Consider the following 25543-nt stretch of genomic DNA (forward strand, 5'->3'; position numbering starts at 1 on the left):
CGTCGAATTCACTGACGCACGTCGGGTTCGTCTCACACGAGGTCGTGGCGGGACGACTGAAAGGTCAAGCCGGGCGCAGTTACGCTACTGCCCTGATCGTCGACGCTGCCTGAGCTCAATGCTGGCGTGCAGATCGCAACCGTAACCAGCTCAATTCCTCGACACCAGTGACCGCACGAAGAACATCAGGTTCGCCGGGCGCTCAGCGAGACGCCGCATGAAGTATCCGTACCACTGATTGCCGTACGGAACGTAGACGCGCAGCTGCTTGCCGTCCGCGACGAGGCGCGCTTGCTCCGCGTCGCGGATCCCGTACAGCATCTGGTACTCGTAGCTCGACACGTCACGGCCAGCTGCCCGAGCGAATCGGTCTGCGGCGTCGATCATCTCGGGATCATGCGAGGCAACCATCGGGTAGCCGTCACCCTCCATGAGGATTTGCAGGCACCGAACGTACGAGTCGCTGACGTCGACGGGTTTCTGAAACGCGACGGAGGCCGGCTCGTTGTATGCGCCCTTGCACAGACGAATTCGCGACCGCGGACCGGAGAACTCGTGGCAATCCTGCTCGGTGCGTTTCAGGTACGCCTGCAGGACCGTACCTAGATCGGGGAAGTCGACCCGGAGCTCCCGAACGATCGACAGCGTCGAATCCGTGCTCGTGTGATCCTCGGCGTCAACCGTCACCCACACGCCCACCTGCTCGGCCTTCGCACAGATTGTCCGTGCATTCGCCAAGGCCAGCGACCTGTCGATTCCCTGGCCCAACGCCGACAACTTCAGCGATATCTCCAGCGAACGAGGCGCTGCATCCATCGTCGAGTACGACTGCAACAGAGATAGATAGGCGTCGACGGTCGCCTGCGCCTGGGCTGAATCCACAGTGTCCTCGCCGAGGTAGTCGACGGAGACGAATCGTCCGGAATTCACCAACGCCAGCACCGCGGCTACGGCGTCGGGCTCGGATTCCCCTGCGACGAAACGGTCGACGAGCTTCCTGGTGATGCGCATCCTGCTCATCGCACCCTCGAGCCGAGGTGACCGAGCGGCGGCCAGTAGTGCAGGTCGCAGCGGGTTGTTGAGCACAGTCGTCATTTCGATCCCTCGCCGTCCTGGTGCGGGTAGCGGTGATCGGTCGCCGCCACGAAGGTCTCCTTGACGGTGCGAGCCGACGACCAGCGAAGCAGGTTCTGCGGCGAACCCGCTTTGTCATTGGTTCCCGATGCTCGGGCGCCACCGAAGGGCTGTTGGCCGACGACGGCTCCGGTGGGCTTGTCGTTGATGTAGAAGTTGCCTGCCGCGAAACGCAATGCCTTGTGTGCGGCGTCGACCGCACCACGATCGTTCGCGATGACCGCACCGGTGAGTGCATATTTCGATCCGGCGTCGACCTTCTTCAAGACCTCGGCGTAGGACCCCGGTACCGAATCGTCGTAGACATGAACCGCGAGAATGGGGCCGAAGTACTCGGTGTTGAATGCTTCGTCGCTAGGGTCGTCTCCGAGAAGCACTGTGGGGGAAACGAAATAGCCCTCGGAGTCGTCGCACGTTCCACCTGTCGCGACGGTGAGACTTGACGTCGACTTCGCGCGATCGAGCGCAGCTGCGTTGCGATCGAATGCACGCTTGTCGATGACGGCGCCGCCGTAGTTGGACAGGTCGGTCACGTCGCCGTACTTCAGCTGTGAGACCTGCTCGATGAACGGATCACCCATCTTCGCCCACACGGACTTCGGTACGAACGCCCGCGACGCCGCGGAGCATTTCTGTCCCTGGTAATCGAACGCGCCGCGAATGAGCGCAGTCGTCAACACCTCAGGATCCGCGGAACCGTGTGCGACGACGAAGTCCTTGCCACCGGTTTCGCCGACGAGCCTCGGGTAGGCGTCGTAGTTCGAGATGTTGTTGCCGACCTCGCGCCACAGGCGTTGGAAGGTGGGAGTGGAACCCGTGAAATGAATCCCCGCCAAACGCGAATCTGCGAGCGCAACTTCGGAGACGAGCGGGCCGTCACCGAGCACGAGGTTGATGACTCCGGGCGGGAGGCCGGCTGCTTCGAGCAACTGCATTGTCAGGTACGCGGCGACGGCCTGGGTCGGCGACGGCTTCCACAACACCGTGTTGCCCATCAGCGCCGGCGCGGTCGGCAGATTGCCTGCAATTGCGGTGAAGTTGAACGGCGTGATCGCGTAGACGAACCCTTCGAGCGGCCGGTACTCGACGCGATTCCAGACGCCGGGCGAGGACACCGGCTGGTCCGCAAGAATCTGCCGGGCGAACGCGACATTGAACCGCCAGAAGTCGATGAGCTCACACGGTGCGTCGATCTCGGCCTGATACGCGGACTTGGACTGTCCGAGCATGGTGGCGGCTGCGATCTTCTCGCGCCACGGACCCGCCAACAGATCTGCGGCGCGAAGGAACACAGCGGCACGGTCGTCGAACGGGAGCTCTCGCCATGCGGGAGCCGCGGCCGTCGCCGACTCGATGGCGTCGCGCACGTCGTCGTGCGTTGCATTGGAAAAGCTGCCGATGACGGACGAGTGCCGATGTGGTTGTACGACGTTTTCACGAGGCCCACCAGCAGTGCGATGGACACCGCCGATGACCTGGTGAATCTCGGTCGGGTTGGACTGCAGCGAGTCGAGCTGGGTCCGGAGCCGGGTTCGCTCGGGGCTACCGGGCGCGTACGAGTTGACTGTTTCGTTGATCGGGGCTGGTACCGAGGTGACGGCGTCCATGGCAGTCCTCCTTCTTCGATGGTGTTAGTGGCTATTGAAGTCGGATCCGTGCCGCTTGTATTCTTCCGATCGGCCAAAGAGAATAGGTCTATGTTGGTGAGATGAACAAAGGTGTTCCGCTGCAGACGCTGCTCCGCGCATTGCACGGGGCCTTCGTCGAGGTGGTGTCGACGCCTGAGGGTCGTGACGTCTCGGTCGGGTCGGTGTCGCTCATGGACGCGGATGATCTCGCCGGCGCGACGACATGGGCAGATCTGTGTCTAGTGGTCGGAGTTCCCGACAACGACGCCGTTGCCTGGATCGACGAGCTAGCGCTGCGGCGCCTCGAGGAACGCCCGCGGGTGGTCATGGTCAAGCAAGCCTCGATCGAGATGCATCATGCAGCTCGCGTCAGCCAAATCGCCCTCGTGTCGGTGCATCCTCAAACCCGTTGGGAGCGGCTGCTGTCGATGATTCGGAGCGTCCTCGACCACACGGTTCAACGTGCGGAGATCGACGACACCGCCCTCGACGACACCGACCTCTACGGGCTTGCCCGCACAATTGCATCGCTCACCAAAGGGATGGTGAGCATCGAGGACGCGCGCTCTCATGTTCTTGCGTACTCGGCGACCGACGACGCAGCGGACGAGTTGCGGACGCTGTCGATTCTCGGTCGCGAAGGTCCGGTCGACTATCTTCGACGTCTCAACGAATGGGGAGTCTTCGATCGAATCAGGCGTAGTGACGACGTCGTGGAGGTACCTGCCGACGACACGCTGGGGATCCGTCGTCGCCTCGTCGTCGGAATTCGATCCATCCCCGACGCCGCGGGGACAGCGACCACTCTGGGAGCGATCTGGGTTCAGGAAGGACAGCGGCCGATCGACGCCGATGCCGACGCGGTCCTGCGGGGCGCGGCGGCCGTTGCTGCCAGGCTGATCAAGAGAGTTCTCGACGCCCCCACCAACGAGACAGTGCAAATCCAACGGCTTCTCGGCGGACGCGGCGGCGGGGTCGATGTCCCGTCACTGGCTGCGGCACTGTCGATCTCGTCGTCCGGTCCGGCCGCAGTGATCGGATTCGCGGGGATCGGCGGCGACGCGATCGCCGACCATGCCGCTTCTATCAGGCTGCACGCCAGCGCATTCCATCGAAGCTCCTTGGCCACTGCAATGGGCGAGCGGATCTACGTGCTGTTTCCAGGGGATGTGTCGGCACGATCGCTCGAGTTCTGGACCCGCGATGCCATCGGCCGGATCGAGAAGCGCACGGGCACCGCGCTGCGAGCCGCGCTCGTGTCGCCGGTCGCAGCGCTCGATGACGTCGCCGCAGCGCGATTCGAAGTGGACCGGGTGCTGGATCGGACGGTCGGTACCAACAGGGTCACCACGCTGGCCGAGTCGAGGACGTCTGTGCTGCTCGGTGAAATCATCGAACTCGTCGGCAATCACGAGCACCTTCATGATCCCCGAATCGAGAATCTTCGTCGGTACGACGCCGACAACGCATCGACCATGACCAAGAGCTTGAGGGTGTACCTTGCGCATTTCGGTGACGTGCGAGGTGCTGCACGCGAGCTGCAGGTGCACCCGAATACATTGCGGTACCGGATAAAGCGCGTCGAAGACATACTCGGCACGGATCTGAAGGACCCGGACGATCGTGTGCTGCTCGAGCTTCAGCTGCGGGTGTTCAGCCGGTGATGCCGGTCGTCAACAGTGCGGCCAGCTCGGCGTACGCCTGGGAATCGTCGAGACCTGTCCGTTCGGACACTTCCCTCGACTGGATCCGCGCCATCGTCGACGCTGCGACATCGGCGACGAATGCAGCATGCACACTGCGCACCTCTCCGGAGGTGGCACCGTCGTCGATGAATTCTTGGACGCGTTTCGCGGCGAATGCCGTGTTCTGCTCGTACACCTCGCGGGCAGGCGCGAACGCGGCCAGGTCGTCCATGAACTGCCGAGACGCAGGCTCCAGCGCGACCCCTACCGCGGACAGGTAAGCCGTGAGCCGGTCGGCGAATCCTTCGATCCCCTTGATGGACGCCTCCACCCGGTCGGTGGCACCGCGAAAGAAGTGAACAGTCGCCGCTCGAACCAGCTGTTCCTTGCTTCCGGCGAGTGTGTAGAGCGTCGACTTGCTGCAATGCAGGCGTGCGGCAATGTCATCGAGGGTGAGGTGTGCAAAGCCCTGCGACAGCAACAGCTCGACCAGTTGATCGAAGAGTTCGGCGCGGCGGGCCGTCGCATGCGCTGTGGTCATGCGCCAGACAATACTGGATACAGTACTGTGGGGGAAACGTCAGTACTGTGAGGAGTCTTAAAGGTGTCTGTCGATCGTCTGCTTCCCACCGAGGAAGCCCGTGACCTCATCCAGCTCACCCGCGATGTCGCGGACAAGGTGCTCGACCCCATCGTCGACGAGCACGAGAAGAACGAGACCTACCCCGACGGGGTGTTCGGCACGCTCGGCGACGCCGGTCTGCTCAGCCTGCCGTTCCCGGAGGAGTGGGGCGGTGGCGGTCAGCCGTACGAGGTCTACCTGCAGGTTCTCGAAGAGCTCGCAGCGAGGTGGGCGGCCGTCGCGGTCGCTGTGAGTGTGCACAGCCTCGCGTGTTCGCCGTTGCTCGCGTTCGGCACCGAGGAGCAGAAGAAGCGGTGGCTGCCGGACATGCTCGGCGGAAGCCTCATCGGCGCCTACAGTCTGTCCGAGCCGCAAGCCGGATCCGATGCCGCGGCGCTGACCTGCAAAGCAACTCCGAAGGACGACGGCTACGTCGTCAACGGTGCCAAGGCTTGGATCACTCACGGTGGCATCGCCGACTTCTACAATCTGTTCGCCCGAACCGGCGAGGGCTCGAAGGGTGTGTCCTGCTTCCTGGTTCCCAAGGATCAGCAGGGCCTGTCGTTCGGTAAGCCGGAGGAGAAGATGGGCCTGCATGCGGTGCCCACTACCTCGGCGAGCTACGACGATGCGTTCGTCTCCGGCGAGCGTCGACTCGGAGCTGAGGGGCAGGGTCTGCAGATCGCGTTCAGCGCACTCGATTCCGGGCGGCTCGGCATCGCAGCTGTGGCAGTCGGAATCGCTCAGGCAGCACTCGACGACGCCGTCGCGTATGCGAACGAGCGCACGACCTTCGGCAAGAAGATCGTCGACCATCAGGGGCTCGGTTTCCTGCTCGCGGACATGGCGGCCGCCGTCGACTCGGCACGAGCCACCTACATCGACGCCGCTCGTCGACGCGATGCCGGACTCGACTATTCGCGCGGCGCGTCCGTCGCGAAGCTCGTCGCAACCGACGCCGCCATGAAGGTGACCACCGACGCGGTGCAGGTCTTCGGCGGCTACGGCTACACCCGCCAATTCCGCGTCGAGCGGTACATGCGCGACGCGAAGATCACGCAGATCTTCGAGGGCACCAACCAGATCCAACGACTCGTGATTGCGCGTAGCCTGCGTACGTGACCGACATCTCCGTAGAGACACCCGCCGGACCGATCGATGCAGTGCTCGAACTGCCCGACGCCCCTGGCCCGGGTGTGGTGATCGTGCACGATGCGTTCGGGCTCACCGCCGACACACGCAACATCTCCCGGAGATTCGCCGACAAGGGCTACGTCGCGCTTGCCCCGGATCTATATACCCGCGGGGGCATCCGCAAATGTGTGACGGGTGTGTTCCGAGCGCTACTGGGTCAGGGTGGCGTCGCCGTAGACGACCTGTTGGCTGCTCGTGACTTCCTCGCTGAGCACCCTGACGTCACCGGCAAGGTGGGAATCGTCGGATTCTGTATGGGCGGGGGATTCGCTCTACTACTCTCGCCCAAGGGTTTCGGTGCCAGCGCGCCGTTCTACGGCATCACTCCGCGGCATGTCGAGGAAGCACTCGAGGGAGCGTGCCCCATCGTCGCGTCGTACGGAAAGAACGATCCGTCGCTGATCGGTGCGGGCAAGAAGATCGAAAAAGTGCTGTCCGCGAAAGGCATTGCACACGATGTGAAGACCTACCCCGGTGCGAGTCACAGTTTCGCCAACGCACTGCCGTCAGGGCCTGCAGGTGCTTTCGCGCGCATCACCGGCATGGGATGGCGCGGCGAGCAGGCCGAGGACGCGTTCGGGCGAGTATTCGAGTTCTTCGGTGAACACTTGCGTCATTGAAGCTCGTGGACGGTCTGCTTCCCACCTTTGAGCCAGCGGTTCGGGAGTCGCCCGACGAGCTCGCCCAAAGGATTGACGGCCTGCGCGAGGATCTCGGCCGTGTCCTGCAGGATGTCGATGCTCGCGCCCATGCGCTCGAGATTGGGAGCCAGCTGAGCAAGAGTCTGCGACAGGGTGACCAATTGATCCAGCGGACCGTCCTTGGCCGTCAACCGCTCGATCGCTCCACCTTCGGACAACAGCTGTTCGAGCAGCCCACCCTCCTGGATCGCGCGCTCGATGATTCCGTCCTCTCGCGTCAGAAGCTCGAGCGGACCGTCCTTTGCAGTGAGCCGTTCGAGCGGCCCGTCGACGGCGGTGATGCGGTCGAGCAAGCCACCCTCGGCCAATAGTCGTTCGAGTGGGCCGTCCTCGGCGAGCAGTCGTTCGAGTGGGCCATTGGGGGCGGTGATGCGGTCGACCGGTCCACCGGCCGAAAGCAGCCGCTCGAGGGTGCCTTCCTCGGAGGTCAATCGATCGACGACGCCACCGGGCGCAAGCAGTCGGTCGAGAGGCCCGCCTTCGCGGAGGGCATTGCCGAGCGCGCGATCGTCCGATGTGAGCTGCCCGAGCTGGGCGAGCAGCTGCATCGTCCCGCCCTTGGGGTTGGTGAGCGTTGCGATGTTGGCGGGTGCGGCAGCACCGCTTTCGAGGGCGAACCTGGTGGTCGAGAGTATCGCGCCAGACACTTCGATGGCCGTTTCGGCGATGGCGATCCCGGCGCGAGCGGGCAATGTGATCGCGGACACCCAATTCATGAAAGTAACTGTAACCGCTCGACCACTCAGTGCAGTAGCTTCAGCCCGACAACGCAGCCGACGATGCCCATGAGCAGCGCGACCTTGATCCACGACGCGGTCTCGTCGCCGGTGATCATCGCGTACGCGACGGTGAGCGTTGCGCCGATGCCGACCCACACCGCGTACGCGGTGCCGACTGGAAGTGTCCGCATCGCGACGGCTAGTCCGCCCATGCTGGCGACGAGGGCGACCGCGAAGACGATCGTCGGAACGGGACGTGAGAAGCCGTCGGACTTGCCGAGGGCCGTCGCCCAGACTGCTTCGAGGACGCCGGAAATTACGAGAACGATCCAAGCCATGAGAAAACACTCCCATGCACCGTCTTGTCGTCGGCCGGGTACGGTGCGCTCGTCCGTCAGTCATCGAGACTGGTACCAAAGTACCACTTCCTAGTGGCACGGTTGAGTGCACCCTGGGGCACTCAACCGTGCCAGTGCGGCGGAGCCGCAAATCCTCACAGGAACCTCACAGCGGGAGTGCAGGGACTCCGCAGGTGCCGGGGTCATGATGGGCGTGTGAGCGAAACTCCCGAGGCGCGCGTCTTGATCGTCGACGACGAACCGACCATTCTCGAACTGCTGTCGGTCAGTCTTCGTTTCCAAGGATTCGACGTCCAGACGGCGTCGTCCGGTCCCGACGGGCTCGACAAGGCGAAGACTTTCCGCCCAGAGGCCGTGATCCTTGACGTCATGATGCCTGGCATGGACGGGTTCGGCCTGCTCCGGCGCCTGCGCGCCGACGGCATCGACGCGCCCGCACTGTTCCTCACTGCACGTGACTCGGTGGAGGACAAGGTCACCGGACTGACGCTCGGCGCCGACGATTACGTCACCAAGCCGTTCAGCCTCGAGGAGGTCGTCGCGCGGCTTCGAGTAATCCTGCGACGCTCGGGCAAGATGGAAGAAACCGCACCGTCGCGAATCTCGTTCGCGGACATCGACCTCGACGACGACACGCACGAGGTGTGGAAGGCCGGCGAGCCGGTGTCGTTGTCGCCTACCGAGTTCACGTTGTTGCGGTACTTCATGGTCAACGCCGGCACGGTATTGAGCAAGCCGCGCATCCTCGACCACGTGTGGCACTACGACTTCGGCGGCGAGGTCGGCGTCGTCGAGTCCTACGTCTCCTATCTGCGGCGGAAGGTCGACACTGGGGAGACCAGGTTGATCCACACCCTCCGAGGCGTCGGCTACGTCATGCGGCAGCCGCGATGAAGGCGTTGGCCAACGACAGGAGCATGCCGCTACGGTTCACGCTGGTTGCGGCGTTGCTCCTTCTCGTCGCCACCGGCCTGCTGGCCTCCGGCGTGGCGGTGACTTCGGCACTGCACAGCTCGCTGATCCAACGCGTCGACAAAAGCTTGTACGACGCTTCGCGCGGGTGGGCAGAGCCACGGACGTTGCCGCCGCCTCCGCCTAGCGAGTCGCGGCGCCCGCCAAGTGACTTCTACGTGAAGACGACCAACTCTTCCGGTGAGGTGGAATTCGAGGAAAATGCCAACTCCGACCGACCCGATGTGGAAGGCATCGACACATCGAGGCCGACCTCCGTCGGATCGACCGACGGCGGTAGCACCGAGTGGCGGGTGTTGACCGTCACCAATTCCGAGGGCACCACTGTGGTGGCACAGAGCTTGACTCCGGCTCGGATCACCGTCGACCGACTGGTCGGCCTCCAGCTGGTCATCGGCGCGATCGTCCTAGCAGTACTCGCGATTCTCGCGTACTTCGTCGTGCGTCGCAGTCTGCGACCACTGGCCGAGGTGGAGGAAACCGCTGCTGCGATCGCGGCGGGCGACCTGCACGAGCGAATACCCGAACGAAGCTCCAGAACCGAAGTCGGCAAACTCTCGATCGCGTTGAACGGCATGCTGTCTCAGATTCAGCGTGCCTTCGCCGCAAGCGAGGCATCGGAGGACGCGGCGCGTGCGTCGGAGAACAGGATGCGGCGATTCGTCGCGGATGCCAGCCACGAACTACGGACACCGCTGACCACGATCCGCGGATTCGCCGAACTGTATCGGCAGGGCGCGATGACCGACATGACGTTGCTGATGAACCGCATCGAAGGCGAATCCGCGCGCATGGGTCTGCTCGTGGAGGACTTGTTGATGTTGGCGCGGTTGGATGCGCAACGCCCGCTCGAGAGACAACCGGTGGATGTATTGGCGATCGCCGCCGACGCAGTCCACGATGCCAAAGCCGTTGCCATCGAACGCGACATCGCGCTGAGAGTGTCCCCCGGACCCGGCATTCCCGAAGTGCTGGGCGACGACGCGCGGCTTCGTCAGGTGCTGGCCAACCTCGTCGGAAATGCCATCAGGCACACTCCGGCCGATGCCTCGATCACCGTGTGTGTGTCGACCACCGATTCGTCTGTGGTGCTGGAGGTTCGAGATACCGGGCCGGGCTTGGCCCCCGAGGAAGCGGAGCACGTATTCGAGAGGTTCTACCGAGCGGACTCCTCACGCACCCGCGAAAGCGGTGGCAGCGGACTGGGTTTGTCGATCGTCGCCGCTCTCGTCGCAGCGCACGACGGAACCGTGACGGTCGACAGCACTCCCGGCGAAGGCGCAACGTTCCGCGTGGAACTCCCACGATCGGTCTAGCTCGCGGCAGCTTTGCTTCGGCAGGCAAGCACGACGAACGCACCCAGGATCGATGCCGCGGTCGTGAACAGCACGGCGCTGTTCCACCCCTCGACCAGCCCTGCAGCTGTCGGCGTACCGACCGGTACAGCCAGTACCGCCACCACGGTCACCCCGACGGCCGAGCCGACGTACCGGGCCGTGTTGTTCGCGCCGCTCCCCATGCCTGCGCGCCCGGGCGGAACGCTTGCGACTGCCTCGCGTCCCAACGCTGCGTTGACGACACCGCTCGAAACGCCCGCGATCAACAGGCCGGGAACCAACCGCGTCCAGGTGGAGTCCTCGGACAGGCCGAGTAGAAAAACTTGTCCCACAGCGACTCCGAGCAGTCCGACTGCCAGTTGTGTGCCGCCGGAGACGCGCGGAGGGATGCGACGGGCGAGAAGCGCGGTGACGACGGACGTCCCCGACCACACGAATAGCAGGAATGCCGCGCTCAGAGCATCGATTCCGTATGCGTTCCCGAGGAACCCGGACATGAACGACATCAATGCGATGATGCCCGCGCCGGTCATCAGTGCCGCGAACGTCGCGGCTACGAAGGCGGGTTGGGTGAACAGCGTCAAGTCCAACATCGCTGATTCACCGCGGTATTCGACGATCACGAACATCCCCAGTAGTAGCGCGGAGGCGACGAACAGTCCGATCGGCAACGGCTGCGACCACCCTTGCCTGCCCTCGACCAACGCTGCCAACAGAGCACTGACTCCGGCACCGAGCAGGAGAGCACCGACCGGATCGAGCCCGCGCGGGGTGTCGATCTTCGATTCGCCGACGCGGCGGTGCGCAGCGTAAGCAAGGGCGATGCTTGCCACCGCCAGCACCCAGTAGGCATCGCGCCACGTCGCAATCCGGTCCAGCCCTGCCGAGACAAGGGGGCCCAGGGCGATACCTGCCCCGACGGCCGCACCCCATACGCCGCTGGCGCGGGCGCGGACGGGGCCGACGGGATGGGTGTGCGCGATGATCCCGAGGCTGGACGCGACAAGGGCGGCGCCGCCGACGCCTTGCAGGATTCGGGCGATGACGAAGATCAGTGTGTTGGGCGCGAGCGCGCAGACGATGGAGCCGGCAGCGAGGACGATCGCACCGACGACGAACGATCGTCGACGGCCGAAGTCGTCGGCCAGCGTCCCTGCCGTCAGGAGCGCGGCGCCGAGCCCGATGCTCATCGAGCTCAGGATCCACGTCTTGCCGGCTGCGTCGCTGCCGAGTGTGGACGCCGTCGAATTGATGGTCGCGAGGGGAGCGGTGAATGCGACGAGGGTGAGCAGGGTGCCGAGGGCGGCAATCGTCAGCGACGACCGGTGCATGTGTCGAAACCGATCAGGCAGGAACGTTGTCGCCGTAGCCCAGCTCGGTGAGCGCCGCCCTGATCTTCGACGCCGCCTCGTCCTGAGATTCCGCCGATGGGCTCGGATCCGCACCGGAGATGTCGAAGTTGCCCATGTCGTATGCAGGGAAGACGTGCAGGTGCAGGTGTGGAACCTCCAAGCCCGCAATCAGGAAGCCCGCTCGCGGGGCATCGAAGCCCTTGACGACGGCTTGTCCGATCTTCTGGGCCACTGAGGTCAGCTTGCCGAAGACTGCGCCGTCGACGTCCTGCCACTGGTCGATCTCCTCGCGCGGGACGATCAAGGTGTGGCCTTGGGTCACTGGAGCGATCGTCAGAAACCCGACGACGTCCTCGTCCTCCCACACGAATCGTCCCGGAATCTCGCCACTGATTATCTTGCTGAAGACGGAAGCCATGAGGAAAGGGTATGCCCCGGGCCGCACCCAGGAAACTGCCAGCATGGACGCAGGGCCGTCGCAGCCAAGGACGCCAATCTTGTCCCATGACATCGAACTCGCTACTGAAGCCGGACGGTCGCCGGACCGGCTCGCGCTCCGGTCACACGGCCACGCTCGAGGTGGTCATTCCGGTCTACAACGAGGAAGTCGACCTCGAGCAGTGCATACGTCGACTCCGTGCCCACCTCGACGACAACATTCCTCTTCGGTCGCAGATCACCATCGCCGACAACGCAAGTACCGATGGCACCCTCGCGGTCGCGCAGCGACTGGCCGCGGAGATCGACGGCGTTCGGGTACATCACCTCGGAGAGAAGGGGCGGGGGCGGGCGCTGAAGGCCGTCTGGCTCGCTTCCGATGCCGACGTCGTCGCGTACATGGACGTCGATCTCTCCACCGACCTCAACGCGCTGATGCCGCTGATCGCTCCGTTGATGTCGGGACACTCCGACCTCGCGATCGGTTCGCGGCTCGCTCGCTCGTCGCGCGTCGTCCGCGGCGCGAAGCGCGAGTTCATCTCGCGCAGCTACAACTTGATTCTGCGTGCCTCACTTCAGGCGCGGTTCTCCGATGCCCAGTGCGGCTTCAAGGCGATGCGTACCGACGTCGCCCGCGCACTTCTGCCACTCGTGCAGGACACCGGCTGGTTCTTCGACACCGAACTCCTCGTCATCGCGGAGAAGGCGGGCTTGCGTATTCACGAAGTGCCGGTCGACTGGGTCGACGACCCGGGCAGCAGCGTCAACATCGTCGACACCGCGGTCAAGGATCTTCAAGGGTGCTGGCGCGTCGGGCGCGCACTTGCCACGGGTGAACTGCCGGTAGCCGAGCTACGGAACAGTCTGGGACGGGAGCCGCTCGTGGCCGGAGTACCGCACGGGATGATCGGGCAGCTGGTCCGATTCGGCATCGTCGGAATCGCAAGCACGATCGCCTACGCCCTGCTCTATCTGATTCTGCAACCGACTATCGGTGCGCAGGCCGCGAACTTCTCGGGGCTGCTCATCACTGCAGTGCTGAACACTGCAGCAAATCGAGCGTTCACCTTCGGAGTCCGGGGTCCGCACGACGCGGGTAAGCACCACGTGCAGGGCTTGATCGTGTTCGGATTCGCCCTGCTCATCACCAGCGGTTCGCTTCTTGTCCTCCACTCAGCGGTGCCGGACGCATCACATCATGTCGAACTCGGTGTACTCGTCGTCACCAATCTTGTTGCCACAGTGTGCCGATTCGTGGCTCTCCGCTTGGTGTTCCGCAACAAAGAGGCGCTTCCGCTGTGACTACGTTGATGGAGCGGCAGTCCGAAGCCGCAGCACCCGCACCTCGCAGCAACAGGGCTTGGGAGTGGATCGCACTCGCAGCGCTACTCGTCGGCACGGCCGTCGCCTACATCTGGGGTGTCGGCTCCTCTGGTTGGGCAAACTCGTTCTACTCCGCTGCAGTACAGGCTGGTTCGGTGTCGTGGAAGGCGTTCTTCTTCGGATCGTCCGACGCGGCCAACTCGATTACCGTCGACAAGCCACCGATGTCGCTCTGGCTGATGTCGCTGTCGGTTCGGATATTCGGACTGAGTTCATGGGCGATGCTGATTCCACAGGCGTTGTTGGGCGTCGGGTCCGTCGCGTTGCTGTGGGCGACGATCAAGCGTCAGTTCGGTGCTGCAGCAGGACTCCTCGCGGGTCTTACGCTCGCCGTGACTCCCGTAGCCGCTCTGATGTTCCGATTCAACAACCCCGACGCCTTGCTCGTGCTCCTCATGATCGCTGCGGTCTGGGCATCGATGCGAGCGGTCGAAGACGGGCGAACCCGGTGGCTCGTGCTCGCCGGGGTGCTCGTCGGATTCGGGTTCCTGACGAAGCAACTGCAGGTCATGCTCGTCATCCCGCCGATCGCGATGATGTACCTCTTCGCAGGTCCACCGAAGCTGCTGACGCGCGTCGCGCAACTGTTCGCCTCGCTGGGAGCTGCGATCGTGGCAGCCGGTTGGTGGCTCGTGGCCACCTCGTTGTGGCCCGCATCCTCGCGGCCGTGGATCGGTGGATCGCAGAACAATTCGATCCTCGAACTCACACTCGGTTACAACGGCCTCGGGCGCCTCAACGGTGACGAGACCGGCAGCGTCACGCCGGGTGGAGGCCGCAGCGTGGCAGAAGGTATGGCCGACGGGATGCGTGCAGGCGGTACGGGTATGGGCGGAGGGGGCGGCAGCATGTGGGGTGAAACCGGCGTCGGCCGCATGTTCGACGCCTCCCAGGGCGGCCAGATTGCCTGGTTGATTCCGTCGGCGCTGATTCTGTTGGTGCTCGGTCTGGTGTTGCGTGGACGGGTCGCCCGTACCGATCCGCAACGCGCTGCATTGGCTGTGTGGGGTCTGTGGCTGCTCGTCACCGGGTTGGTGTTCAGCTTCATGGCCGGCATCTTCCACTCGTACTACACAGTTGCTCTCGCACCTGCCGTGGCGGCACTCATCGGTGCTGGCAGCGTGCTGGCGTGGCGTCATCGTGATCGGTACTGGGTGCGCATCGGCCTTGCCGCGGCGACGATGGCCGCAGTTGCGATGGCGTGGGTTCTCCTGGGCCGCAGCGCCGATTTCGTTCCGTGGTTGCGCTGGGCGGTGTTTGTGACCGGGTTGATCGGCGCAGTTCTGCTGCTGATTCCTGCGATGACCCGCGGGAAGTTGGCCGCCGCAACGACTCTGGTGGTGATATTTGCAGGTTTGGCCGGTCCGACTGCCTATGCCGTCGACACGATCAACACTCCGCACACCGGTTCCATCGTCACCGCCGGGCCGTCCACGGGTATGGGCGGAATGGGTGGCATGCGCGACGGTGGGCCTGGTCGGATGCCTGCAGGTATGCCGAGCGACGGTGCGGGTGGACTTCTCCGCGGCAGTGATCCCACCGAAGCGATCACCTCGTTGCTCGAGGCCGACGCCGAGAAGTACACCTGGGTCGCCGCCGCGATCGGCTCCAACACTGCTTCCGGCTACCAGCTCGCGACCGAGGAGCCGGTCATGCCGATCGGCGGCTTCAACGGCACCGACCCGTCACCGACGTTGGCGGAGTTCCAGGAATACGTCGAACTAGGCCAGATCCACTACTTCATCGCCGGTGGCGGCATGGGCGGTAGCAGTTCGGGCACGTCCGCCGAGATCTCGGAGTGGGTCACCGCGAACTACTCGCCGGTCACGGTCGACGGAGTCGCGATGTACGACCTGAGCTGACCCGGTGTTTCATCGGCACGGGCCTTTGCCGATAGTCTGATGCACTGTGCGCGTACTCGTCATAGGTTCCGGTGCTCGTGAGCACGCCCTCCTCCTTGCGTTGAGCAAGGACCCGTCGGTCAGCACGCTGCTGGTGGCCCCCGGGAATGCAGGCACGGCGAAGCTCGCCGAGCAGCATCCCGTCGACGTCGCGTCCAGCGATGCCGTCACCGAGTTGGCGCGCAAGCTCGAAGCTGACCTGGTGATCATCGGGCCCGAGGTTCCTCTCGTGCTCGGTGTTGCCGATTCGCTCCGCCAGGCCGGCATCGCCACGTTCGGTCCGTCGGCCGCCGCGGCCCGCATCGAGGGCTCGAAAGCATTCGCCAAGGACGTCATGGCTGCGGCAGGCGTCCGCACAGCACACAGCGAGATCGTCGACACCCCGGCCAAGCTCGACGAGGCCCTCGACCGATTCGGGCCGAACTGGGTCGTCAAGGACGACGGTCTCGCCGCAGGCAAGGGCGTCGTGGTCACCACCGATCGTCTGGCTGCTCGTGACCACGCCGCCGAGCTTCTCGAAACCGGTCACCCTGTCCTGCTCGAGTCCTTTCTCGACGGACCCGAGGTATCGCTGTTCTGCCTCGTCGACGGCGAGACTGTTGTTCCGCTCCTCCCCGCGCAGGACCACAAGCGTGTCGGCGACGGAGATACCGGACCGAACACCGGCGGTATGGGTGCGTACACCCCGTTGCCGTGGCTGCCTGCCGAGGTTGTCGCACAGATCGTCAGCGAGGTAGTCGAGCCCGTCGCTGCCGAGATGGTCAAGCGTTCATGCCCGTTCTCCGGCCTGCTGTACGCAGGGCTCGCGATCGGTGCGCAGGGCCCCGCAGTGGTCGAATTCAACTGCCGATTCGGCGATCCGGAGACGCAGGCAGTGTTAGCGCTGCTCGAGACTCCTCTCGGAGAAGCACTGAATGCCACCGCTACCGGAACGTTGAGTTCGCTGCCGCCGCTGCAGTGGAAAGACGGTGCAGCCGTGACCGTCGTACTCGCTGCAGAGAACTACCCAGGTCGTCCGCGGACCGGTGACGCGATCACCGGTGCCGACGCCGACGGCGTTCTGCACGCCGGAACGGCAGTGAAGGACGGCGCCGTTGTCTCGGCGGGTGGCCGGGTGCTGAGCGTCGTAGGAGTCGGGTCGGATCTCGCTGCGGCGCGGGCGGATGCATATCGAAAGATCGAGCCGATCCGCTTGCCTGGCAGCCATTTCCGTACCGATATCGGGTTGGCGGCCGTGGACGGTCGCATCTCGCTGTAATAACTCAGCGCCTGTGGACAACAGTCCTCAGAGATCCAGGCGTTCGATGCGAGCCTGGGCGCGGATGTCCTCGGGGGTGATCGAGGCGAGCGCATCGAGGAAGGCCACCGCGAACGATCCGGGACCCGACGAATTGCGTTGTGCCAGTTCGGATGCGACAGCGACATGCGTGTGTGCTGCGGTGAGGCCGAGTAACGAGGACGGCGTCACGGCGAGATAGGCCGCCGCAAGCCCGCCGAGTGCGCATCCCGTCGCAGTCACCTTGGTCAACAGAGGACTGCCGCCCAGTACGCGTACTCCCACAGTGCCTGATTCGCCGCGCCCGACGATGTAGTCGATTGCGCCCGAGGCCGAGACCACCTGCGCGAACTGGAGGAGCGCCACCGCGGCAGGTAGCGCGCCCTCCGACTCCGAGGAACTGTCGACGCCCCGTCCGAAATTTCCGAGTCCGGCGAGCGCGATGATCTCCGACGCATTTCCCCTGATGGCCGTCGGGCGCTGCGTCAAAAGACCTGCTGCGAGCTCCGTTCGCCACGGCAGTCCGCCGACACCCACCGGATCGAGAACCCACGGTGTGCCTGAAGCCGTCGCGGATTCGGCAGCGAGTGTGAACGCCGCCGCAGTGCCGTCGTCCGGAGTGCCGAGGTTGACCAGGACTCCGGACGCTATGGCTGCGAATCCGGCAGCCTCGTGGACGTTGTCGATGTGGGCGTTGCTTGCTCCCGCTGCGAGCAGAACGTTGGTCACGAAGTTCGCGGACACCAAATTCGTCAGTGACTGCACCAGCGGCGTCGACGACCGCAGTGCGTCGAGTGCGTCGGCGACGTCGTTCGCGGTCGGATACGTGGTGGGCAGGGTGGCGTCGGGCATCGTTCCAGTGTTCCACGCTCCGATAGCCTCGACAGAGTGGTCAGCGAATCAGACAGAGCAGGGTCAGGCAGCGCAGGGTCCAACAGATCCCGGATCGAACCGTTCCATGTCATGGACGTGTTCAAAGCTGCTGCGGTACGCAACCGCACCCACGGGGATGTGTTGTCGCTCGCCGCGGGCCAACCGTCGACCTCGGCTCCGGCACCGGTTCTACAGGCCACAAGAGATGCCCTCGACACGCACCTTCTCGGCTACACCGAAACACTGGGCATCCTGCCGCTTCGACAGGCGATCGCTCGCTACCATTCGGAGGAATCAGGGGTCGACGTCACCGCTGACGACGTTGTGGTCACTACCGGGTCCTCCGGCGCGTTCACGCTGCTCTTTCTCGCTGCGTTCGACGTGGGCGATACCGTCGTCATGGCCAGGCCCGGTTACCCCGCATATCGGAATACGTTGGCCGCGTTGGGTTGTCGAGTGATCGAACTCGACTGCGGCACCGATTCGCGGTACCAGCCGACCGCAGCGATGCTCGACGCTTTGCCGGAACCGCCGAAGGGCCTGATCATCGCCAGCCCGGCGAATCCGACCGGCACCATCATCGACGCCGACGAACTCGCCGCGATCGCGCGCTGGTGCGAGGTCAACGGCACCCTGCTGGTCTCCGACGAGATCTACCACGGAATCTCCTACAACGGTGCGCAGAACAGTGGCGCGCGGACGTCGAGTGCATGGGAGACGTCGAAGCGCTCGGTGGTGATCGGCTCTGTGTCGAAGTACTTCTCGATGACGGGTTGGCGGCTCGGCTGGATGCTGCTCCCACAGCACCTGCACCGTGCCGTGGAACGCCTCGCGTCGAACATGACGGTGTGCCCGCCCGCGATCTCCCAGGTTGCGGCAATCGCGGCATTCACCGAGGAATCTCGGGCGGAACTCGACGGCCACGTTCGCCGCTACGCCGTCAACCGCCAGATCCTGCTCGACGGCCTGACCGCCGCCGGTGTCACCGATCTCGCACCTGCAGACGGGGCGTTCTACGCGTATGCCGACATCGGGCATCTGACGCAGGACTCGCGTGCCTGGTGCGAACAGGTTCTGGCCGCTACAGGCGTCGCGCTTGCTCCGGGCGTCGATTTCGACACCGTGCACGGGCACCACACCGTGCGATTCTCGTTCGCCGGGTCGACGGCCGACATCGACGAAGCACTGGTGAGGCTGGGTCCGATTCTGAGCCCCGCAGTGCGCGAAAACAGGTAGCTACGCATCTCCGAGTCGCGCCAGCGCTTCGTCGATATCGGCTTCCGACACGTCTCGGTGCGTGACGAAACGAGTCCTGCCGGTGACCGTGACGGCAGCGATCCCGAGCGTCGCCAATTCCCCGACGCTCATCGGGCCGTCGGCGAGCACGATGTTCGTCTGCGGCTGTTCAACGCTCCAGCCGCGCTCGCGCAAGCCGTCCGCGAGCCGCCTGGCATTGGCATGATCGCAGGCAAGTGAATCGATGTTGTCCAAGGCGAGCAGCCCAGCGGCTGCAAGGATCCCGCCTTGCCTGACGCCGCCGCCGAGCATCTTGCGGATCCGCCTGGCCTCGGTGATGCGGCTGCTGTCGCTTGCCAGCATCGATCCGACGGGTGCACCGAGGCCCTTGCTCAGGCACACCTGGACGGTGTCCGCGCCTCGGGTCAGATCCGACACCTGGACGTCCAACGCGACCGCAGCGTTCCACACGCGCGCCCCGTCGAGGTGAACCAGCAGGTTCGCCTGCCGGGCCGCGCCGAGCAAACCGTTCCACTCGTCCACGTCGAATACTGCACCGCCGGCGAAGTTGTGGGTGTTCTCCAGGCACAGCAGCGTGGTGGCCAGTGCGTAGTACGGGCCGGCGCCAGTCGCTGCTGCGACGGAGTTCGGAGTCGGACGGCCAGGTCCGGCGTCGTGGGGGAGCACCTGCGGCATGCCCTGCGCGAGCCATGCGGCGGTCCCGAGTTCGGAACCGAGGACGTGTGCGTGCTCCGGAGCGAGGAAGGCGTCACCGCGCCGCAAGTGGATCATCAACGCAATGAGGTTGCCCATCGAGCCACTCGGAACCCACAGGGCTGCGTCGTAACCAAGGGTGGCCGCCACCCGTTCCTCCAGCGCCGCCATCGTCGGGTCTCGGTCGAGAACGTCGTCACCGACCTCGGCGTCCGCCATCGCCTTCCGCATCGCGGCATCGGGGCGGGTGACGGTGTCCGAGCGCAGATCGATTGTTCGGGTGTTCATATTGTTAACGATTCCACACGGGTGAAAGACCCGTTTACCTCAGACGGATCGGCGCGGGCTGGCACCATAGTTCGAATGTCAACAGGATCGGCCGGCTCGCCGACCAAGGTGTCGGGCGCGACTCCGAAGGGAGAGCGTCGACGGCATGCATTGGCATGCGCGGCCGCGGACCTGCTGGTCGAGGGCGGTTTCGACGCCGTCAGGCATCGAGCTGTCGCGACGAGGGCCGGATTGCCCTTGGCCTCCACGACCTACTATTTCGAATCACTCGACGACCTCATCGCCTGTGCTGTCGAGGTCCTCGGCAACCGTGAGCTGGTGGTCATGCGAGGGCGCATCGACGAACTGCAGGACCTGGCACACGATGTGGAGTCGACGGCCATGTTGATCGTCGACCTGTTGATCGGCCCCGAGGACGGCCAGGGCGAAGGACGGGAAAAGCTCGTCGCGCGGTACGAGCGGTTCATCGCGTCCGCCCGGCATCCGCAACTGCGCGAGGTCCAGCTGCGACTGCGCGCGCAGATCGACGACCTCTTGACCGACGTGTTGCGTCGGTCCGGTCGGATCGTGCACGAGCAGCAACTGCGCAGGCTCGTCGCGGTCGTCGACGGTGCAGTCGTGGGTGCGCTCGGCGAGGTCGATCCGGCACCGCGGGCCATGGCGAAGAGCATGCTGCTCGAAGTGTTGGACGTCGTCGCGCCGGCCCAGTCGTACGGCACGTAAACTGGATACCTGTGACCATTCCGAATGTCCTTGCCACCCGTTATGCAAGCCTCGAGCTGGTGGACCTGTGGTCTCCGGAACACAAGATCGTCCTCGAGCGTCAGCTGTGGATCGCCGTTCTGAAAGCGCAGTCCAGCCTCGGCGTCGATGTGCCGTCCGGTGCTGTGGCCGACTACGAACGAGTCATCGATCAGGTCGACCTCGCATCGATCGCCGAGCGCGAGCGGGTGACCCGGCACGACGTCAAAGCGCGGATCGAGGAGTTCAATGCGCTCGCCGGCCACGAGCACATCCACAAAGGACTGACGAGCCGTGACCTGACCGAGAACGTCGAGCAACTGCAGATCGTGCGGTCGCTCGAACACGTGCACGCACACGGTGTCGCCGTTGCCGCTCGGTTGGCCGAACGCGCCGCCGAATACTCTTCACTGGTCATGGCCGGCCGCAGCCACAACGTCGCCGCGCAGGCGACGACGCTCGGCAAGCGGTTCGCCTCTGCCGCCGACGAAATGTTGCTCGCGTTGGCGCGGCTGCAGGAACTCATCGCGCGTTACCCGCTCCGCGGAATCAAGGGCCCCATGGGCACCGCACAGGACATGCTCGACCTGTTCGACGGTGACTCTGCCAAGCTCACCGCACTCGAACGGATCGTCGCTGATCACCTCGGTTTCCGCCACGTGCTCACCAGTGTCGGCCAGGTGTACCCGCGCTCACTCGACCACGAGGTCGTCTCCGCGCTGGTCCAGCTCGGTGCCGGGCCGTCGTCGTTTGCACATACCGTTCGCCTGATGGCCGGACACGAGTTGGTGACCGAAGGTTTCCAGGCCGGTCAGGTCGGATCCTCGGCGATGCCGCACAAGATGAACACCCGCTCGTGCGAGCGGGTCAACGGACTTCAGGTGATCCTCCGCGGATACGGATCGATGGCAGCGGAGCTCGCGGGCGCGCAGTGGAACGAGGGCGACGTGTTCTGCTCGGTCGTCCGACGCGTCGCACTTCCCGATGCGTTCTTCGCGATCGACGGCATGATCGAGACGTTCCTGACCGTCCTCGACGAGTTCGGCGCGTACCCGGCCGTCATCGCGAAGGAACTGCAGCGCTACCTGCCTTTCCTCGCGACGACCAAGGTGTTGATGGCATCGGTGCGCGCGGGAGTCGGCCGCGAGACCGCGCACGAGGCCATCAAGGAGCATGCCGTCGCTGTTGCGCTGGCGATGCGGGAGCAGGGCCAGGAGCCGGATCTGCTCGACCGGCTCGCAGCCGACGTGCGCATCCCGCTCGACCGCGCCGCCCTCGACGCGGCACTGGCCGACAAGTCAGCGTTCATCGGTTCAGCCGAGACGCAGGTCGCGGCCGTCGTGTCGGAGGTCGAGTCGCTCGTCAGCCAGTTCCCGTCGGGGGCCAAGTACACGCCGTCGCCGATTCTCTGATCTAGGAGAATGGGGCCTCACACACGGGTGCGAAGGACCTCCGGCAACGTCGCCACCGAGTCGATGACATGACTCGGCTGTAGTCCGAATTCTTGTTTGGCGCGGCGGTCCAGCACATCCTGCTGGAACTTTCCGGTCCGCACGAGGACCCCGGTCATTCCGACGACCTGGGCGGCGAGAACGTCGTTGTCCAGGTCGTCGCCGACCATCACCACGTCCACCGGGTCGACACCCATTCGCTCGGCTGCTGTCTGGAACCCGAGTGGTGCAGGCTTTCCGATCGCCTTTGCCTTGTGCCCGGACGCCTTCTCCATTCCGGCGAGATACATGCCGGTGTCGATCCGCAGTCCGGCTCCTGTCGTCCACATCAGGCTCCGGTGCATGGCGACGACGGGGATGCCGCGGCACAGCCAGTCATAGACGCGGCTGAGTCGCTCATGGGTGAACTCAGGCCCCGCGCCGCCGACGACGACGACGTCCGGGTCGTCACCCGACTCCTCGACGAACTCGATCCCCGGCATGTCGCCCGCGATATCTCCGTTGTTGATCAGGACCGTCTTCGCCCCCGGATAGGTTTCGCGCAGATAGTCGGCAGTCAGCGAGGCAGCGGTGACGATTTCGTCGGCGTGCACGGGCATGCCTACGCGGGTCAGTGCGTCGGCAATCTGGGAGCGGGTCTTGGAGGTGGTGTTGGTCAGGAATGCCCGCGCGATGTCTTTGCTGTCGAGGAACTCGAGCGTCTCTGCGGCCCCGGGCACAGGCTTCCACGACGTGACCAGTACGCCGTCGATGTCGAAGAGAACGCCTCCCAGTATGCCCATGGGCAGACCCTAGTCGTGGGCCACCGGTGACGCAGTGCAGCCTTGGACTCGGGCGGGAGTGCAGCCTGCGGAATGACCAGAATTAGGGTCTGCATATGAATCCGTACACGATATTTGCCGAGATCATCGCGGGGAACGCCGAATCCAGCCTGGTGTACGAGGACGAGGTGGCCGTCGCGTTCATGGACATCAGACCGTTCACGCGGGGACACGTTCTGGTCGTGCCACGACAGCAGGCCCGCAGCCTGTCCGAACTCGATCCTGAGACCGGTGGCCACCTGTTCGTCGTCGGGCAGAAGATCGCCGCGGCGCTCCGCGCGACCGACCCGCGGTGCGCTGGAGTCAACTTCTTCCTCGCCGATGGGGAAGTAGCGGGCCAGGAAATCTTCCACGTCCATCTTCACGTGATTCCCAGGACGACCGGCGACGGTTTCGGGTTGCGCGCCAGGCCGACGTCGCCGCAGCGGGAGGAGCTCGACGCGAAGGCCGCGGAACTCGCGGGGGCTCTGACGCAGTCGTAGAGGCTACTCAGGCCTGTGTAAGGTATCCCTAATTCAATTTGAGTCTCGGGAGCGCTTGCATGACGACGGTAGCGAGCAAAGCCGGTGACGCCGGTCATATGGAAGCACCGGCGGCCGGGCAACTGGAGAGTCCGTCCACTCCAGGGGGGCTCGCCAAGACCAACGCACGCCGCACCCTCGGACTCTTCGTCGTCATCGGCCTTCTCGCCGTGATCTGTTTGCTTTCCATCGCAGTCGGCATCAAATACATCCCGTTGAACGAGGTGTGGAACGGCCTGTTCGCGTACGACGAATCCAACAACGCCGTCATCATTCGTGAACTACGGGTGCCGCGAACGGTCCTCGGGTTGATCGTCGGAATCGCGCTCGGTGTCAGTGGCGCTCTGATCCAGGCGATGACTCGAAACCCGTTGGCGGATCCAGGGATTCTCGGTGTCAACGCCGGTGCCGCGTTCTTCGTGACCCTCGCCGTCGGGTTGCTGGGATTCACCGGAATCTGGTCGTACATCTGGTTCGCGTTCCTCGGGGCGATTCTGGCCACCGTCGCTGTCTATGCGCTCGGATCGATGGGCAGGGCCGGGGCTACGCCGATTCGGTTGACGCTGGCCGGGATTGCTCTCGGAGCAATGCTCGGCGGAATCACGACGGGACTGACACTGATCGATCCCGAGGCATTCGACAAGATGCGATTCTGGGGTGCGGGTTCGTTGTCAGGTCGAGGGCTCGATATTTCCTTTGCTATCGGGCCCTTCGTGATTCTCGGCTTGATTCTTGCGATCGTCATCGCCCGCCCGCTCAACGCCATCGCTCTCGGTGACGACCTCGCGCAGTCGCTCGGCGCGAAGGTGAAGAACACGCGCGTCATCGGCGTCATCGCGGTGACGTTGCTCGCCGGTGCCGCGACCGCTGCGGCCGGGCCGATCGGGTTCGTGGGTCTGATGATCCCGCACATGGTTCGCTGGTTCGTCGGTCCGGATCAGCGATGGATTCTTCTGTACACCGTCGCTGCGGCGCCATGCCTGTTGCTCCTGTCCGACGTCGTCGGGCGCATCGTGATCAGGCCCGGTGAGCTTCAGGTGGGCATCGTGACTGCGTTCGTCGGCGCCCCTGTCCTCATCCTTCTGGTTCGTCGCAAGAAGGTGAGTGGTCTGTGACAGTGATCGAGCCCAAATCTGCAGATTCCGACGTCGACTTCGGTCGCAAGGTTCGTATTCTCAGGATTGCCGATGACAGGATCAACGGACGGATCGACGTCCGAACCGTTCTGGTTTGTTCGATCCTCGTGGTGCTCTCACTGGTGGTGTCGGTCATCGCACTCGGGACCGGTGACTACCAGATCGCGCCGGGCGCAGTACTGCAGGCGTTGTTCTCCGACGCACCGAGGTTCACCGAACTTGTCGTCATGGAGTGGCGTTTCCCTCGCGTCGCGCTCGCACTGCTGCTCGGTGGTGCCCTCGGTGTATCCGGGGCGATCTTTCAGTCGCTGACGCGAAATCCGTTGGGTAGTCCTGACATCATCGGCTTCGATACCGGTGCCTACACCGGCGCCCTCATCGTCATCCTGACCCTCGGCGGCGGTTACTACCAGACCGGTGCCGGCGCGTTGATCGGCGGAATCTGCACTGCCGCAGTGGTGTACCTCCTCGCGTTCAAGAAGGGCGTGCAGGGCTTCCGGTTGATCATCGTCGGTATCGCAATGAGCGCGATTCTGGCGTCGATCAACACCTGGCTCATCATCAAGGCCGACCTGGCCGACGCCATGGCAGCGGCGGTGTGGGGTGCGGGCAGCCTCAACGGTCTGAGCTGGGCGCAGGTCGGACCGGTCCTCGCCGTCCTGATCGTCATCACTCCGCTTCTGGCGGTCATCGCGAAGCGACTGCCGATGCTGGAGATGGGTGACGACGCAGCCAAGGCGCTCGGTATTCGCGCCGAGCCGACAAGGCTGCTGCTGATGGTTCTCGGAGTCGCTCTGACGGCGTTGGTCACTGCGGCTGCAGGCCCGATCTCGTTCATTTCGCTTGCCGCGCCGCAGCTGGTGCGGCGGTTGACCAAGACTGCAGGCGTGTCGTTGATCCCGTCGGCGGCGATGGGTGCATTCCTGCTCGTCGTGAGCGATTGGGTGGCGCAGCGGATCTTCGCTCCTACGCAGCTGCCGGTCGGGGTCGTGACGGTGTCGATCGGCGGCGCATACTTCGTGTGGTTGTTGGCTCGGGAAGGTAGAAAGCAGTGACTCAGG

Annotated in this window: 24 protein-coding genes and 1 riboswitch; of the genes, 14 read left to right on the top strand and 10 right to left on the bottom strand. The window is 64.5% G+C overall.

Going from position 1 to position 25543, the window contains the following annotated elements:
• Positions 1-150: 150 nt before the first annotated feature.
• On the bottom strand, positions 151-1095 hold the full coding sequence (locus tag WDS16_RS00075; RefSeq protein WP_338889567.1) for a proline dehydrogenase family protein: 945 nt from the start codon (positions 1093-1095) through the stop codon (positions 151-153).
• Complete coding sequence (gene pruA, locus WDS16_RS00080) at positions 1092-2741, bottom strand: L-glutamate gamma-semialdehyde dehydrogenase (RefSeq protein WP_338889569.1); 1650 nt, start codon at positions 2739-2741, stop codon at positions 1092-1094. The genes WDS16_RS00075 and pruA overlap by 4 nt, the downstream gene beginning before the upstream one ends.
• A 101-nt stretch (positions 2742-2842) precedes the next feature.
• Here pruA and WDS16_RS00085 point away from each other — a divergent pair, with 101 nt between their 5' ends.
• Positions 2843-4426 carry a helix-turn-helix domain-containing protein gene (locus WDS16_RS00085; RefSeq protein ID WP_338889570.1) on the top strand — a complete coding sequence of 528 codons (1584 nt, stop codon included), beginning with the start codon at positions 2843-2845 and terminating at the stop codon, positions 4424-4426.
• Here the strand turns inward: WDS16_RS00085 and WDS16_RS00090 are convergent.
• Entirely contained in the window at positions 4416-4988 is a 573-nt protein-coding gene (locus WDS16_RS00090; RefSeq protein ID WP_338889571.1) for a TetR/AcrR family transcriptional regulator, read from the bottom strand. The two genes, WDS16_RS00085 and WDS16_RS00090, sit on opposite strands and share 11 nt — an antisense overlap.
• 63 nt (positions 4989-5051) lie before the next feature.
• On the opposite strand from WDS16_RS00090, the gene WDS16_RS00095 reads away from it, so the two are divergent.
• Positions 5052-6191 (top strand): acyl-CoA dehydrogenase family protein, encoded by a 1140-nt coding sequence (locus WDS16_RS00095; RefSeq protein WP_338889573.1) that lies wholly within the window; start codon positions 5052-5054, stop codon positions 6189-6191.
• The gene (locus WDS16_RS00100; RefSeq protein ID WP_338889574.1) at positions 6188-6883 is read left to right on the top strand and encodes a dienelactone hydrolase family protein; all 696 of its coding nucleotides are present in this window, start codon (positions 6188-6190) and stop codon (positions 6881-6883) included. Before WDS16_RS00095 ends, WDS16_RS00100 begins: the two co-directional genes overlap by 4 nt.
• Here the strand turns inward: WDS16_RS00100 and WDS16_RS00105 are convergent.
• Both WDS16_RS00105 and WDS16_RS00110 read right to left on the bottom strand, forming a co-directional pair.
• Entirely contained in the window at positions 6877-7680 is an 804-nt protein-coding gene (locus tag WDS16_RS00105) for an ABC transporter (RefSeq protein ID WP_338889575.1), read from the bottom strand. The genes WDS16_RS00100 and WDS16_RS00105 overlap by 7 nt on opposite strands.
• A 26-nt stretch (positions 7681-7706) precedes the next feature.
• Complete coding sequence (locus tag WDS16_RS00110) at positions 7707-8021, bottom strand: multidrug efflux SMR transporter (RefSeq protein ID WP_338889576.1); 315 nt, start codon at positions 8019-8021, stop codon at positions 7707-7709.
• A 13-nt stretch (positions 8022-8034) separates the two neighbouring features.
• A riboswitch (guanidine-III (ykkC-III) riboswitch) is annotated at positions 8035-8098 on the bottom strand.
• A gap of 139 nt (positions 8099-8237) precedes the next feature.
• Here WDS16_RS00110 and WDS16_RS00115 point away from each other — a divergent pair.
• A complete protein-coding gene (locus WDS16_RS00115; RefSeq protein WP_338889577.1) occupies positions 8238-8936 on the top strand; it encodes a response regulator transcription factor in 699 nt (232 codons plus the stop codon).
• A gap of 23 nt (positions 8937-8959) precedes the next feature.
• Entirely contained in the window at positions 8960-10330 is a 1371-nt protein-coding gene (locus tag WDS16_RS00120) for a HAMP domain-containing sensor histidine kinase (protein WP_338889578.1), read from the top strand.
• Here WDS16_RS00120 and WDS16_RS00125 read toward each other — a convergent pair.
• Together WDS16_RS00125 and WDS16_RS00130 are read right to left on the bottom strand one after the other, a co-directional pair.
• Complete coding sequence (locus WDS16_RS00125; protein WP_338889579.1) at positions 10327-11682, bottom strand: MFS transporter; 1356 nt, start codon at positions 11680-11682, stop codon at positions 10327-10329. The two genes, WDS16_RS00120 and WDS16_RS00125, sit on opposite strands and share 4 nt — an antisense overlap.
• Positions 11683-11695: 13 nt before the next feature.
• Entirely contained in the window at positions 11696-12121 is a 426-nt protein-coding gene (locus WDS16_RS00130) for an HIT family protein (RefSeq protein ID WP_338889581.1), read from the bottom strand.
• Positions 12122-12207: 86 nt separating this feature from the next.
• On the opposite strand from WDS16_RS00130, the gene WDS16_RS00135 reads away from it, so the two are divergent.
• The 3 genes from WDS16_RS00135 to purD are packed head-to-tail and all read left to right on the top strand — an operon-like array spanning position 12208 to position 16683.
• Entirely contained in the window at positions 12208-13443 is a 1236-nt protein-coding gene (locus tag WDS16_RS00135) for a bifunctional glycosyltransferase family 2/GtrA family protein (protein WP_338889583.1), read from the top strand.
• The gene (locus WDS16_RS00140; protein WP_338889585.1) at positions 13440-15386 is read left to right on the top strand and encodes a glycosyltransferase family 39 protein; all 1947 of its coding nucleotides are present in this window, start codon (positions 13440-13442) and stop codon (positions 15384-15386) included. The genes WDS16_RS00135 and WDS16_RS00140 overlap by 4 nt, the downstream gene beginning before the upstream one ends.
• A gap of 46 nt (positions 15387-15432) precedes the next feature.
• Positions 15433-16683 (top strand): phosphoribosylamine--glycine ligase, encoded by a 1251-nt coding sequence (gene purD / locus WDS16_RS00145; protein ID WP_338889587.1) that lies wholly within the window; start codon positions 15433-15435, stop codon positions 16681-16683.
• 27 nt (positions 16684-16710) lie between these two features.
• Here the strand turns inward: purD and thiM are convergent, their stop codons facing one another.
• Positions 16711-17553 carry a hydroxyethylthiazole kinase gene (gene thiM, locus WDS16_RS00150; protein ID WP_338889589.1) on the bottom strand — a complete coding sequence of 281 codons (843 nt, stop codon included), beginning with the start codon at positions 17551-17553 and terminating at the stop codon, positions 16711-16713.
• A 111-nt stretch (positions 17554-17664) separates the two neighbouring features.
• Between thiM and WDS16_RS00155 the strand changes: the two genes are divergently transcribed.
• Positions 17665-18810 carry an aminotransferase class I/II-fold pyridoxal phosphate-dependent enzyme gene (locus WDS16_RS00155; protein WP_338893634.1) on the top strand — a complete coding sequence of 382 codons (1146 nt, stop codon included), beginning with the start codon at positions 17665-17667 and terminating at the stop codon, positions 18808-18810.
• On the opposite strand, the gene WDS16_RS00160 is transcribed toward WDS16_RS00155, so the two are convergent.
• Entirely contained in the window at positions 18811-19812 is a 1002-nt protein-coding gene (locus WDS16_RS00160) for a GntG family PLP-dependent aldolase (RefSeq protein WP_338889591.1), read from the bottom strand.
• Positions 19813-19887: 75 nt separating this feature from the next.
• Between WDS16_RS00160 and WDS16_RS00165 the strand changes: the two genes are divergently transcribed.
• Both WDS16_RS00165 and purB read left to right on the top strand, forming a co-directional pair.
• Complete coding sequence (locus tag WDS16_RS00165; protein ID WP_338889593.1) at positions 19888-20535, top strand: TetR family transcriptional regulator C-terminal domain-containing protein; 648 nt, start codon at positions 19888-19890, stop codon at positions 20533-20535.
• Positions 20536-20546: 11 nt separating this feature from the next.
• Entirely contained in the window at positions 20547-21965 is a 1419-nt protein-coding gene (gene purB, locus WDS16_RS00170) for an adenylosuccinate lyase (RefSeq protein ID WP_338889595.1), read from the top strand.
• Between the two features lie 17 nt (positions 21966-21982).
• On the opposite strand, the gene WDS16_RS00175 is transcribed toward purB, so the two are convergent.
• Complete coding sequence (locus WDS16_RS00175; RefSeq protein WP_338889597.1) at positions 21983-22786, bottom strand: HAD-IIA family hydrolase; 804 nt, start codon at positions 22784-22786, stop codon at positions 21983-21985.
• Positions 22787-22881: 95 nt separating this feature from the next.
• Between WDS16_RS00175 and WDS16_RS00180 the strand changes: the two genes are divergently transcribed.
• The 3 genes from WDS16_RS00180 to WDS16_RS00190 all read left to right on the top strand — a co-directional run bounded on the left by WDS16_RS00180 (position 22882) and on the right by WDS16_RS00190 (position 25537).
• Positions 22882-23307: an HIT family protein gene (locus tag WDS16_RS00180; protein ID WP_338889599.1), complete on the top strand. Its 426-nt coding sequence runs from the start codon at positions 22882-22884 to the stop codon at positions 23305-23307.
• 98 nt (positions 23308-23405) lie between these two features.
• Positions 23406-24461, top strand: a complete 1056-nt coding sequence (locus WDS16_RS00185) for an iron chelate uptake ABC transporter family permease subunit (RefSeq protein WP_338893635.1) — start codon at positions 23406-23408, stop codon at positions 24459-24461.
• Positions 24458-25537: a FecCD family ABC transporter permease gene (locus WDS16_RS00190; RefSeq protein WP_338889601.1), complete on the top strand. Its 1080-nt coding sequence runs from the start codon at positions 24458-24460 to the stop codon at positions 25535-25537. The genes WDS16_RS00185 and WDS16_RS00190 overlap by 4 nt, the downstream gene beginning before the upstream one ends.
• The last annotated feature ends 6 nt before the right edge of the window (positions 25538-25543 follow it).

It is taken from the genome of Rhodococcus sovatensis, assembly GCF_037327425.1.
Classification (GTDB): domain Bacteria; phylum Actinomycetota; class Actinomycetes; order Mycobacteriales; family Mycobacteriaceae; genus Rhodococcoides; species Rhodococcoides sovatense.